Source organism: bacterium, assembly GCA_016702305.1.
Classification (GTDB): Bacteria; Electryoneota; RPQS01; order RPQS01; family RPQS01; genus JABWCQ01.
In genome coordinates this window covers 25574-38517 of record JADJEH010000011.1, presented here as the reverse complement: position 1 = coordinate 38517, position 12944 = coordinate 25574, and the positions used below count along the sequence as shown (strand labels likewise).

Annotated in this window: 10 protein-coding genes and 1 pseudogene; all 11 read right to left on the bottom strand. The window is 51.2% G+C overall.

Annotated features, from left to right (window positions below):
* Positions 1 to 317 precede the first annotated feature (317 nt).
* The 11 genes and pseudogenes from IPH10_10495 to IPH10_10445 all read right to left on the bottom strand — a co-directional run bounded on the left by IPH10_10495 (position 318) and on the right by IPH10_10445 (position 12610).
* Positions 318 to 755: a hypothetical protein gene (locus IPH10_10495; GenBank protein MBK6911337.1), complete on the bottom strand. Its 438-nt coding sequence runs from the start codon at positions 753 to 755 to the stop codon at positions 318 to 320.
* Positions 756 to 998: 243 nt separating this feature from the next.
* A complete protein-coding gene (locus tag IPH10_10490; protein MBK6911336.1) occupies positions 999 to 1811 on the bottom strand; it encodes a TetR/AcrR family transcriptional regulator in 813 nt (270 codons plus the stop codon).
* A gap of 449 nt (positions 1812 to 2260) precedes the next feature.
* On the bottom strand, positions 2261 to 2725 hold the full coding sequence (locus tag IPH10_10485) for a hypothetical protein (GenBank protein ID MBK6911335.1): 465 nt from the start codon (positions 2723 to 2725) through the stop codon (positions 2261 to 2263).
* A gap of 11 nt (positions 2726 to 2736) precedes the next feature.
* Positions 2737 to 3174 (bottom strand): tail fiber domain-containing protein, encoded by a 438-nt coding sequence (locus tag IPH10_10480; GenBank protein ID MBK6911334.1) that lies wholly within the window; start codon positions 3172 to 3174, stop codon positions 2737 to 2739.
* A gap of 166 nt (positions 3175 to 3340) precedes the next feature.
* The gene (locus IPH10_10475; protein MBK6911333.1) at positions 3341 to 4621 is read right to left on the bottom strand and encodes a hypothetical protein; all 1281 of its coding nucleotides are present in this window, start codon (positions 4619 to 4621) and stop codon (positions 3341 to 3343) included.
* A 9-nt stretch (positions 4622 to 4630) separates the two neighbouring features.
* Entirely contained in the window at positions 4631 to 5854 is a 1224-nt protein-coding gene (locus tag IPH10_10470) for a hypothetical protein (GenBank protein ID MBK6911332.1), read from the bottom strand.
* A gap of 20 nt (positions 5855 to 5874) precedes the next feature.
* Complete coding sequence (locus IPH10_10465) at positions 5875 to 6183, bottom strand: hypothetical protein (GenBank protein MBK6911331.1); 309 nt, start codon at positions 6181 to 6183, stop codon at positions 5875 to 5877.
* A gap of 26 nt (positions 6184 to 6209) precedes the next feature.
* Entirely contained in the window at positions 6210 to 8033 is a 1824-nt protein-coding gene (locus IPH10_10460) for a hypothetical protein (GenBank protein ID MBK6911330.1), read from the bottom strand.
* Positions 8030 to 9001, bottom strand: a complete 972-nt coding sequence (locus IPH10_10455; protein ID MBK6911329.1) for a hypothetical protein — start codon at positions 8999 to 9001, stop codon at positions 8030 to 8032. The genes IPH10_10460 and IPH10_10455 overlap by 4 nt, the downstream gene beginning before the upstream one ends.
* Before the next feature lie 1166 nt (positions 9002 to 10167).
* A pseudogene (locus tag IPH10_10450) lies at positions 10168 to 12264 on the bottom strand (DUF87 domain-containing protein).
* Positions 12248 to 12610, bottom strand: a complete 363-nt coding sequence (locus IPH10_10445; protein MBK6911328.1) for a hypothetical protein — start codon at positions 12608 to 12610, stop codon at positions 12248 to 12250. The pseudogene IPH10_10450 and the gene IPH10_10445 overlap by 17 nt, the downstream one beginning before the upstream one ends.
* Positions 12611 to 12944: the final 334 nt, after the last annotated feature.

Below are 12944 nucleotides of genomic sequence, written 5' to 3'. Positions count from 1 at the left end.
AGCGTTGGCTTGCCGTTCATTTTCTTCTTCGGCCTGTAGTGTCTTTTGTTCGAGTCGAACTCTCCGGAGGTCAAGTCTCGCTTGTTCCTGCAGGATTTCGAGAGTTTCAATTTCGTTCAAAAGTTTCTCAGCTTTCTTGCTAAGCACGGGTTTGGTCGTCCGGCCCCAACTGAAGAATCGACTGAAAAGCCACATGACGAGGGCCATCGCGGCGAGCACCAATAGGAATCCATATTCCCGGGGCTTCTGGTGAGCTGCTTCCGTTCGCTTGCCGACCGTAAGCGGAACGACAACGGTGACATTAGGGGCTGTCATGATCAGTTGCTATACATGAGTTTGTCTATCTTCTTGCGCAGCTTATCTTTCTTGTCGAAAATGTTCTTCTCGCGCTCCAGCTCCTTGATGTTGCGCTTGACGTCCTTCTGGTCAACTTTGACTCGCTTGCGTTCAAGGTTGTTCTGTTCCAGTTGGCTCGCCAACGCGGAATTGTCCTGGATCAACTGAATGGACTGTTTGTCAAGGCTTGATTCCCGGTCGCGCAGTTCTGTGAGCCGGTCCACAAAATCCTTGCGTTGCGCGACGGCCTGTTCTTCGGCCGAAGGCACGGATTCTGGCGTCGTTGGTGCCTGCGCCGGCGCATACTGCGCGTAGTAGTTGCGCGGGATCGTCTGCTGTAGCTGCATCACGGTCCCAACGGCAAACGCATTGCCGGCGAACAATGTGAGCAGGACCAGTGTCCAAAGTTTCTTTTTCATGGGTGTCTCCTGGTGAGCTTTCGCTCGTGTCGCGGTGAACCCGCGGGTGACTGTCTCGTTTCCGAGACTCTATTTTTCAGTGCGCGATCGGCACTTGTCGTCGGCAGTGCGGGCATAGTACATTTAACTTGGGCATCATCGCGCGGCAATGGGGACAAGGTCGCTTGGATCCCGACACCCAAAGCAAAAGAAGCACAACGGCGGCCAATAGTAAGACGACAACAATGATACTTGCCCCGCCGGTCATGACTGAATTTTCGGGTTGATGTGAGTCCCATCCTTATTGTCACCCGCAACGTTCGGAGATTTGACGTGAGACTCATCGACAATGAGCAATCCGCGTTTGAGGATGGTGCTGAGCGTCAGCTTCCATTCTTCCCAAACCGTTTCGTCATGAAAGTCGCGTTCATTGATCATTGAGATTAGCGGGGCAAGGTAGATTGCGCTGTAACCGATCGCCAAGAGGCACTCGCGGACAGCCTCGATGGGCAAATCGACTGCTTTGCCGCTACTGACTGCGGCCTTATAGGCGTCGTGAAAGTGCAGATTGGCACCCAGCGGTCCGTGTTCGGCAACCCCGATCAATGCCCGGCGCAAGTGCACGGCACCATCGGCGATTTCGCGTCTTAAGAGCGCTGCCCACTGCGGATTGTCGTGCAATACGGTCATTAGGCGAATCGGCGAGTCGATCAACATCTCTTCGGGTGACTTGTTATTGGTTGCCGAGCCAAAAATGACACTGAGCATCGTTGTGCCCTCATAGCGCAAGACTTGTTCGTATAGCTGTTCTTTGCTGCCGAAATAGTAGTTCAGCATGACTTGGCGGACCCCCGCCGCGCTGGCGATCGCCCGCGTGTTTGTTCCCTTGAATCCGAATTCCGAGAATAGACGGGTTGCCGCAATGAAAAGTTGTCCCTTTGTTGTGGCTGGGTCCGGTGGCAAAATCGTCTCAAGCTGCGGAATTCTGGCACCGGGCGTCCGGTTTACGAGAACGAAAGAACTTTTTGTCTTCGGGGCACCTTTGGCCACCGTGGGCTTTTTCTTCATTGCAGTCATGGTTCAAGCGACTCCGGGAGTAGAAATTGATTCTTGGCTTGTATTTGAGACTAATTAGTCAATTGTATTGGTCAATTGAATTAGTCATATGACTAATATACGTTGCTTCTGTTAGAATAGCGAGCGAAATCTCGAACAATTTTACGAGTAATTGTTTTATATGATTTTATGATCAGATTGATCTGATTTAGGGGTAAAACGAAAAGGGTTTACCATTTCTGGTAAACCCTTGTTTTTTAGCGGGGCCGACGGGACTCGAACCCGCGACCTCCGGCGTGACAGTCCCAACATGTATCTGCTGTTAAATCATTGATTTAACGCGCCAACGAAATCGAATGAAGTCAAGTGCAACCTGATTTGCGATTTCACGCGCTTCCAAATGAAACCAAGTGAATGCCAAGGACAGGACCACAATGGTTGCGACGCCGCAAGGGGTCTGATTGATCGTGTCATGGGTTATTCACGATGACGATGTAATACTGCTGAACAGCGGGACCCGCCAAAACGTTTGTGTCCGTAAATGTAGTATTCGTTGTTGTGCCGACTAGGTTTCCGGGTCCTGGCGTGAAGTTGATCGCAGTATTACGATATACAGAGTAGCTTCCCGCACCGGCGATGGCTTCCCAGTTAAGTACCGCGTCCGGTTGCGCTTCCTTAATTACCAGGCGTTGAATTGGTGACAGCGGTGAAACGGAAAGCAACGGCGTCAAGAAGCCCGCGTACAGTGTGAAACTTTCGCTTGACTGCACACCGACTGGCGTCGGTTGACCGAACGCAGAAACGAGGTTGAAATTCGTAGAACTCGACGCGCCGCCGCCTGCGTCAATGACGGACTTTGTTAGGGTGAAATTCTCGCTCTGAGACTGTGCCCACAAGAGTGCGGGCAAGAAGAGTAGGACGAGTGCTTTGTTCATGGGTGGACTCCTTACTGTTTATCTGTTTGTGTCAGATTCCCAAATTGTAAGATCGCTGCCTCAAGCTGTTTCACTCGCGCTTCGAGTTCGGTGATCTTTGTGTCTTTCTGTTCATTCTGCTTGGCCAATTCCTGAATCGCCGCCAGTGCCACGCCATCGGGATCAAGCGTGGAGATCGTGGTGTCACTTTCGCCTACATGAAACGCTGCATAAAAGTCCTGCGCCATCGGGCCGATATGCTTGATGTGATTGGGGTCATCTTTGTAGCTCCATGTTTCAATCGGAATCATCGTTAGTTTGGACAAAACATCCCTGGTGTTGACTTGTCCATATCGTTCCTTCTTAGTCGAGTCGCAGATGGCTTCCCATGCAGTCGAATTGGCGGGAAGCTGTGCTCCCAGAGTAGCGGTACTGTTCGTGTGAATAAAAGTACCGTTGGACGCAACCACGATAAACCTCCGTGCTTGGCCGCCAATATTGCCGCCATATCTGCCATCATTAAAAACAAAGCTACTGTCACCAACGGAATGCGCATAATTCCCACAGGTAAATGAGCCCTCACCGGAGCAGGAATTGTTTCGTCCTCCGGGAATGCAACTCCCGATACCGCTCGCGCTATTGCCAATTCCGCCGCCGACAGTTGCAAAAAAAGTTACTTGCTGAATTTATACTACCGCCTCCGATTGTTGAATTGTATCCACTCGCCGAATTTCCTGCACCGCCGCCGACCGTAGCATAATTACCACTCGCAGTATTAAATTCGCCGCCGTCAATTGTTGTGCTGATGCCTGAAGCAACATTGTCATGACCACCGCCGACAATTGCATAATCGCCACTCGCCATGTTCCCTTCACCGCCACTGGCAGTTGCGGAATTGCCATTTGCGGTATTCCCTCCTCCGCCTCCGACTGTTGACGTGTTTCCACTCGCCGCATTTCCTACACCGCCGCTGACCGTAGCGTTCGAACTTGCGGTGTTATACCGTCCTCCGCCAATAGTACTTGCAACGAAGTTTGCGCTATTGCCTTGACCACCGCCAACAGTACTATACGAACCAGACGCGGAATCCTGCACACCCCCACTCACGACGGATCCTTGACCACTGGCAATATTGTATGCGTCTCCACCGATGGCCGAATAGTTCGCGCTCACTCTATTAAAAAATCCACCAGCGATCGTTGCCGCACTGTCGCTTATGACGTTGTTGTAATTCCCGCCCCCGATGACGCCAAAGATCCCATTGACGTAATTGCCTTCTCCGCCCGCTATGACAGCGTTATAGGCATTGGGAAAGGCATGATTAAGGGATCCGCCACTGATCGTCACGATACCCGCCTCTACGATGTTTCCAGCTCCACCGCCAATAACATTGTAGAATCCTTCCGTCGAAATGTTATTACTTCCGCCTGATATCGCTCCCCAGTTGCCGCTGACGCTATTGGACTCGCCCAGCACATTGGCGAAACTTCCGCTGTTTGTGTTGCCGCTTCCAACATTCAACTTTCCGGTGATCGTTCCGCCCGTCGCTCCGTCCACCGTCCCCGCACGGTAGGCATGACCGACCGACACAATCTGCTCACGCGGCGACATTTCCGTATCTGCGCCAATCGTCACACTCAGCCAACTGTTCACCGAGAAAACATCCGGTAACGGTATGACGGAGCCTAAGCGCACATTGAAAAGCCCGTCTGTTACAACAACTGCCGGATGTGTCTCACTCCAACCCGCTGCTCCACCGGATACAACCGGATAGAGATTGAACGTCATTGCCACTGTCGTATCGAGAGGTGTTCCGGTCTGCGAGGTCAACTGCCCTTGGTAGTTGATCACTTGCGGGATTGCAAAGGCTTGCACAGCAAACAGGAAGAGCACTATGGCGAATTTCATCATCTTCATTATCACTCTCTATTTGTTTCCCAATTTAATCGTTTGCTCGACCAGTTTTCTTAGCTCAGTGTTCTCACTTTGCAATTGCTTAACCTGCTTCGCCAATTCCTGAATTGCGGCGAGCGCAACGCCATCCGGATCAAGCGTTGAAATCGTGGTGTCGCTCTCGCCTACATGAAACGCCGAGTAAAAATCCTGCGCCATCGGGCCGATATGCTTCACATGGTTGGGGTCGTCTTTGTAGCTCCATGTTTCAATGGGAATGTGAGAAAGTTTGGACAACACTTCACTTGTGTTGACTTGCCCATACCGATTCTTCTTAGTCGAGTCACAGATGGCAACCCACGCTGTGGCGTTGGCGGGAAGCTGGGCACCCAACGTGGCGGTACTATTCGTATGGATAAAGGAGCCGTCGGACGCGATCACAATAAACCGTCGCGCTTGGCCGCCGATGTTCCCGCCGTATCTGCCATCATTAAAAACAAAGCTGCTGTCCCCGATGGAATGGGCGTTATTCCCACAAGTAAACGAGCCTACTCCGGAGCAAATATTGTTCGCTCCTCCGGGAATGCAACTCGCGACGCCGCTGGCACTGTTGCCACTCCCTCCACTCGCCGTTGCAGAATTGGCACTCGCCGTATTGCCACTACCGCCGCCAACAGTCGCATCAGTGCCACTCGCCGAATTGCCAAAACCGCCGCCGACAGTTGCAGAATTGGCACTCGTCACATTGCCAAAACCGCCGCTAACCGTAGAAAAAGGGCCGCTTGCCGTATCATTCTGCCCGGCAACGAAAGCGAAACTGCCACTGTTGACGTTTCCACTACCGATATTGGCTTTGCCAGAAATATTCACATTCCCGCTTATCGTTCCGCCACTCGCGCCGTCCACCGTTCCGACACGATATGCATGAACAACTGATAACAGTTGCTCACGAGGAGTCATTTCGGGGTCATCTTGTATTGCAATTCCGAGCCAACGATTGACTGAGAAAAGATCTGTTAGAGTGGTGATGGAACCAAGCTGAACATTGAATAGTCCGTTAGTCACAGACACAGCCGGATGCGTCTCTGTCCATACTGAAACTCCACCTGTGGGAGTTGGCCAGATGTTAAACGTCATCGCAACTGTCGTGTCGAGCGGCGTACCGGTCGGCGAGGTCAACTGACCTTGATAGTTCACCAACCTCGGGATCGCCATCGCGTTCGCGGAAAGGAGTAATACGAGTAAGAGTCTTTTCATGGGAATTCCGAATCGTCCTGTTACTTATTTCCAAGTTGAGTCATTTGTTCTACCAACTGCTTGAGTTCAGCAATCTCTGATGTTTGCTTGTCATTTGTTTGCTTCAGCTCCGCGTTCTGTTTTGCCAATTCCTGCACCGCCGCGAACAGCACGCCGTCTGCGTCAATGGTTTCGATGCCTAAACTGTCTTCACCGAGATGGAATGCGTTCCAATAATCCTGAGCCATTGGCCCAATATGCAAAGGGCCATCCGCTTGATGCTTGTAGTTCCACTGGTCAATCGGAAGCGCGGCGACCTTCTGTAAAATTGCTTTTGAATCTACAGGTATTCGATTTGTTTTCTTCGTTGAATCGCTTAGAGCAACCCATGACGATCCCCTGCTGCGAGCCGCGTCCCGATGTTGCTAGCGTGATCTGCTGTCGTCCAAAACCTACCTCCTCCATTAGCCTTAACGTTGAATGTGTTTTCTGCACCTATGCTAAACAGTGGACCGCTTCCGTCGGAAAAGACAAACGAGCTGTCGGCGCTGCAGCTAATGTTGGCGCCCAGGGCTACAGAACCTGTTCCTGCCACATCCACATTCTTTCCAGCCGCAAACGCGTAATCTCCGCTTACAGAGTTCGTAAATCCGCAAACGGTAGCGGCGTCTCCACTTGCGCTGTTGCTTGCGCCACCGATTGATATTGAATAGTTGCCTGAAGCCGTATTGCCTACTCCTCCAGCTACGGTAGCAAATTCTCCGCTTGCGATGTTCTGCGAGCCACCGCTTACGGTGCCCCTCTGTCCGCTTACACGGTTAAAATATCCACCGCCAATTGTCCCGTCAAATCCGCCATTATCTATATAGTTTCTTGATCCACCACTGATGGTTGATTGACCACCCTCCGTACTATTTGAGTCTGCGGCAGAGCCAGTTCCACCTCCAGCGATTACTGCTCCGCTCGCGCGAGCGAAATTATAGGTTCCACCACCTATCGTGGCATGGTTGCCGTGTGCTCCATTGTAGCGCCCTCCAGAAACTGTGGCATAACTGTAAGTGACCGTATTGTCCCCGCCACCCGAAATGGTGCAGTAGTAGCCAATCACCTCGTTACCGTAGCCTCCCGCGATAGTCGCATAATGGTGTACTGTGTGATTATTCTGGCCGCCTGCGATCACCGAATAATCTCCATAGAGGGAATTGTTGTAACCACCGCCAACCACACTTGCTGTATCGTGTGCGCCGTTGCTGTAGCCGCCCCCGATAGTTGAGTAGACACCACGCGTGATGTTCCCAACCCCGCCACTTACAGTCCCGCCCACATCGCTGGCAATGTTTCGATTACCACCACCGATTGTACCATAAGAACTGCTGGCGATATTGGAGTCGGCTTCTGAAGCACCGCCGCCGCCGCCGATCACGGAGTATAGGCCACTTGCACGATTGAAGCGACCTCCACTGACTGTTGAGCCGATCCCATCTGCTATGTTGCTGGCGCCGCCCCCTATGGATGAATAGGTACCGCTGGCGTTGTTTTCGTTTCCACCGCTAATTGCCGAGTAACTACCGCTTGCCGAGTGCTTTCGGCCGCCGCTGATCGTAGAGTTTAGACCAGAGGCGCTGCTGGAATCGGCAAGCAAGGAGGTTCCGCCGCCTGCAACTACTGAATATGCGCCGCTCGCACGGTTGAATCGTCCGCCGCTCACAGTTGAACCGAGCGCGCTTGCGGCGTTATTCTCGCCTCCACTAACCGACGCAAACTGATCGCCAGAGAAATTCTTGTGACCACCGCTCACTGTTGACCAATCACCGATGGCACTGTTGGAATCTGCTGAAGATGCACCGCCACCTCCACTCACAACCGAGTAGTCACCCCGGGACCTGTTTCGGGTACCGCCACTAACAGTCGAACCAATGGCGCTGGCTACATTACTTTTGCCGCCGCCGATAGTGGAATTGGTGTTGCTGGCGCTATTTGAGTCTGCCCTGCCGCCGCCTCCTCCTCCCGCGATGACACTATAGTCGCCGCGTGCCCGATTAAGGTTTCCCCCGCCAACAGTAGACGTATTGCCACTAGCAACGTTGTTAAGTCCACCGCCGATTGTAGAAAACATGTTTGAAACAGTGTTACTGTTACCTCCAGAGATTACTCCGTAAGGCGCGTTTTGTACTTTGTTTCGAGATCCGTTTCCGATCATGCTATTGTAAGAAATTGCATCAATGCTGTTCGAGTCGGATGCAGTATTCCCCCGCCGCCTGCGATCAGGGAATAGTCGCCGCGCACTTTATTGAAGCTACCACCGCCCACGGTTGAGTTAATACCGAACGCAATGTTATTTGCGCCACCAACGATCACAGCGCCAGAAGCATTGGCGTAATTCTTTTGTCCGCCGCCTATGAAAGCGTGACTGGACCAGACTTGGTTGCTGTCGCCGCCGACAATGGACGCGCCTGTGGCTTCGGCAGTATTATTTTGTCCGCCGCCGACAAAAGCATAGTCGTCCGATGCCGAGTTGTTTTGCCCGCCGCCAACTGTAGAATAGGAGCTTGCTGTTGCATTGCTACGTCCCCCTCCGATTGTACCGAAAGAATTCATAGCGACGTTGTCTTGTCCGCCTCCTACAAAGCTACCGGAATCATTGGCCGTGTTGTTAAGTCCTCCGGACACGGTCGTAATGTAATCGTTGGCCAAATTGCTGGTACCGCCACCCACCGTTGAATGCACGCCGTTTGCCTCGTTATTGCCGCCGCCGCTTACAGTCGAATAGGCTGCCGATGAATTGTTGCCTACGCCACCACCAACAGTTGAGTAGTCTGATGGCGCGAAGTTGACATTGCCGCCAGAAACCGTGGACATTTCACCGGAGGCTGTGTTCTCGTATCCACCACCAACCGTGCTCCAGGTTCCTGAAGCGGTATTGGCATCTCCACCGCCAACAGTGCTTAATTCTCCACTTGCAGTGTTGCCCGAACCACCCGGAGACTGTTGCAGCGACACCAGAAGCGATGCTTCCTGAACCAAAGGTTCCCTTTGCAGTTCCACGAACATCCCCAGTGATAACACCGCCCGTTGCCCCATCCACTGTTCCAACACGATAAGAATGAGCAACCGACTTAATTTGCTCTCGCGGCAACATTTCTGCATCCGACCCGATAGTGATTCCAAGCCAACGATTGTTGGCGAATAGATCGTTAAGCGATGTTAGCGATCCAAGGCTGACATTGAATAGGCCACCGGTGACCACGACCGCAGGATGGACTTCGGTCCATACCGCAGCACCACCTGAAAATTCAGTATAAATGCTGAACGACATTGCCACTGTGATTGTCAGTGGACTTCCTGACGACAATGTTAACTGACCTTGGTATTGACAATTTGGGGAATTGCAAAGACAGAGCTTGCAAAAAGTGAGCAAGACGAAAACCAGGGTCTTCATGGCGTTCCTTGTAAAATTGATAACTCTTGAACTGGGAGGGAAACGTGCGGCTAGATGGAATCTGCTTCGCATCCACAATTTAGCGCGAACGTTGCCGTGGGTCAACGAATGTCAGATGCATATCTCGATTTTCTCCACATTGCTGGAATCTATAAGTTATTGTTTATCAATGAGTGAATAAAAAAATTGGGTCAGAGTTCTTAATTCTGACCCAATTAGGAGTATTTTAGAGGCTATCGATTATTCGACTGTTTGCTCAGAACGCGTTCACTTCGTGACGACCAGTACAAATGAGTCCGCCAATTATGGCCAAAGTCGGAATTTATTATGCAGAATTCGTGGGTCGGAGAGACTTCTGCCCTACGCTATTTTGCAATGTGACAAAACGGGATTACGTGTGTCGTCATCGCGGGTCGCACCTTGATTCGCTGTTATACGATTGATTTACCAATACTTCACGCCTTCGTCGCCTTCGCGGCTTTTGAGTTGCATGGAAGGCCTGCTAAACTATGTTCAGTAAACAACAAAGCTAGCGCTTTCAAAGGTGAATCATCTCTTTAATCCAGGCAAGCGGGCCTTTACCCTCCAGTACACCGTAATAATACTGATCCTTTTGTGCCAAATGCGCTGACGGAAGGCAGGCGCGACGACGAGACGATTTTACGTCATTTGTCGAAGCGAGAGCGTGCGGAAAACGGATGATAATCGAATCAATATACACGATTCGGATCGGAATTTCAAGATTGGGGGGAACGACATTGAATCGATACCATGATACGCTGTCGGGCCGTCTGACTGGACTTATCGAACATTCTACTTGTAATAACCCCTCACCTTTTGTGCCAAGTGCGTGGCCCAAAACCGAAGTAGGGCAGTCACTCCGTTCTTTAGCACACTACGTTGTTCCCGTCCAGTCACTAACGATTTTCTTCCAGTCGATAGTTCGCTCTTCACTCCCTGTCCAAACTTCCCAGAATTTCGGATCGGCGGATTTTGGGCGATGCTCTTCTCGAAGTTCATTGATCTCTACGAGTACGGGCACTTGTGCTGCCCAACCTAAGAGAATTGCTTGGCGGGACGGCAGGTTCGGGAGTTCCTTTAACAATCCGCCTAGATTGTCAGGAACGAGTTTTCCTACTAGCTCCTGGTCGCGATCATTGACGATACGATGAAGCAGAAAGGTGTTGCATTGCGCGAGTACAGTAGAAGAAAGTTCTGAAGGTCGTTGTGACGAGAGGACCAAACCCAAGCCGAATTTGCGTCCCTCACGAGCAATGCGCTCGAATGTCTGTCGGCACATCTGCGTAGGATTTGGTGTTCCATCATCTTGTTCACTGCCTCTCTGAATGAACGAATGTGCTTCTTCTAAAACGAGGACCGTGGGTAGTTCCATGTGCTCAATTCGCCGATATCGTTGTACTGCTTCAAAAACGATACGTGCTATGACGGCGACAACCCAGAAGCACGTCAGCTGAGACCAGCAACGATAGATCCAGAACTACCAGCTGCCCATTGATGCTCCATCATTCCCAATGTAATCACCTCAGCCAGTCTTCGAAGCAAATTGCAGCAGCGTCCGGGTTAACAACTGGTCCCAGTCTCGATCTGCTAGCATCATGCGGATTCGTAAAGTAAGGGTCGATATGAGCAGCGAGGCCTGCGAGCTCGGCGAGATATTCGCGACTTGTTCGAGGTGGTCGGGAAGGAGATTGACATCGAAGTGCAAAGGAGCATCCTCGCTTATCGGCTCAGTTGTCAATTTCACGGGAATGCCTCCAAGTGCCTTGCGAATGCACTCAATGACTGATAATACATCAGACTCGCTGAAGGCGTTATAACCTCCAGTTCCCTTTGCCAGATTCTCCCAATGTCGACTGTCCGCTACCTTTTGGGCGGTTTCAGCAAGGTTTTGAAGTGATTTGTGCTGATCATCCGAGAATTCACTTGCATACCTCTTTGGTGTCTTCTGCAATATTTGCAAACTGAAGGCCGCAATTGTTGCTCTCTGGGAATGCCGCATAGCCATCAAGTCCCCGAACAACTCGATTTTCGAGAGAAAACTGGTGAGAACGAAGATATCGGCAACATTGGCGTTCAGTACTCTCTTTGAGTTCCGTTCCTGCTCGCATATCTCGAAGTGCTTGCAGTAACAACGGGCGTTGAATTCCAGGCGCAGCACGCGTTAAAGCGCACCACTCATGGCTATTCCACATCCAGGCAGGTAGCACTGGGTCTTTGAACGGGGCTTCACAAGGAGGTACACGGAAGTGCCGTACAGAGGTTAGATCATCAAAGGCCGAGCCATATTCACCATTTGGATCAAGGACTATGAATCGAGCGTTAACCTGATTGTTCTTTTGGCTCTTCACACACGCTTCCTTAGCTTCAGCCAGCGACCAGCGAATAAGGCCAGCAACCGTACATGATTTACCGCTTCCAGTATTACCCAGAACCGCTAGGTGTCTTCCAAAGACCTTGTTAGGGTCAACAGTTACCCGCGCGCTGGAGGTCAACGGTGAAGTTCCGATCGTTACTCTTTGATCAGCTACATCGGGTGCTTCAATAATGCTCCTAAGTTGGGTCTCGGTAGGCAATGATGCAGGATCACCAACTGATGGAAAGGCAGAAACACCACGCTCTAGCCTGTAAGAGTAGGTTCCCTTCTCCATTCTTTGAACCAAGGTACCAAGTGGTGTGAGCTTCAGTTTTCGGGCGGATAGGGCAAGTCAATAAGACCAAAGTCTTTCATTCCAGGTCGCTTTGGGAAAGCAGATCTCTCCACGCCTAACCAAACAATCATTCCGACAACTGCACCCGTCTCGTTTGGAATTAATACGTATCCATTGATCCGTGGGAATCCGATTGGAGTACCCGCATTCAAAGCGGTTGCTTGGGGTGCATCAGTATCGAGTAGAACCCAAATCTCGGATGGCGATACGGATTCAACCGTTCCGATAGTTAGTGCAGCAGCACTTTCAATTGGTGTTTGCATTTGTATTGCCTCCGACTCCAGCTCCTTGCTTTACAGTTGCGTCGTCAGGAGTACTCAGTAGTTCATCACCGCGCCGCTGTAGCAATTCGGTTTTTCGTGAAGAAATGAGATCAATCGCTGGCTTGGGTAGGTAGTTTACGACAAGGCTTTGAAATTCACCAAAGTGTGAACCAATGAGGAGTGATATCTGAGCTTTGTGGCCCACTTTGTCGCAGAACGACTCAACTCGTTTCCCCGGATTGTCATACGAAATAATTACCACATGCGTTGAAGGAATCGTGAGCATATCCCGAATCACGCGGTTAACGTGGTCATCGCCAAAACCATAGCCATAAGTGACAAGCACTGAGTTAGGTCGGCACGTAGCAGCCGCGAAGTCGCGGAATAGTTCAGCGTATGGATACTCGGATGTCTCCATGTCTTTGCAGCATTTGGATATATGATTACCCCGTCTGGTGGACCCATTGTTATCGCAGGATGGTTGTCAGGCGCGCCAAAAGGCAGTGACTGACGCCTTATTTCTCGCCGCAATTGGCGCCAATCAATTGAGCCATGCAATTTGAACAGCCTTATCACACCTTCCAAATACCGTGGCTCGCCGCGAATGCCGGGAGGGTTGTAATGAAAGTCTAGATTCATACGTGAGGCACGAAACACTGGTGACAACATCCCAACAAATC

What these genes read in the sequence shown, in the direction of transcription:
- IPH10_10460 (MBK6911330.1), bottom strand. Translation starts at nt 8,033, where the DNA reads ATGATCGGAAACGGATCTCGAAACAAAGTACAAAACGCGCCTTACGGA.
- IPH10_10490 (MBK6911336.1), bottom strand. Translation starts at nt 1,811, where the DNA reads ATGACTGCAATGAAGAAAAAGCCCACGGTGGCCAAAGGTGCCCCGAAG.
- IPH10_10485 (MBK6911335.1), bottom strand. Translation starts at nt 2,725, where the DNA reads ATGAACAAAGCACTCGTCCTACTCTTCTTGCCCGCACTCTTGTGGGCA.
- IPH10_10495 (MBK6911337.1), bottom strand. Translation starts at nt 755, where the DNA reads ATGAAAAAGAAACTTTGGACACTGGTCCTGCTCACATTGTTCGCCGGC.
- IPH10_10470 (MBK6911332.1), bottom strand. Translation starts at nt 5,854, where the DNA reads ATGAAAAGACTCTTACTCGTATTACTCCTTTCCGCGAACGCGATGGCG.
- IPH10_10475 (MBK6911333.1), bottom strand. Translation starts at nt 4,621, where the DNA reads ATGAAGATGATGAAATTCGCCATAGTGCTCTTCCTGTTTGCTGTGCAA.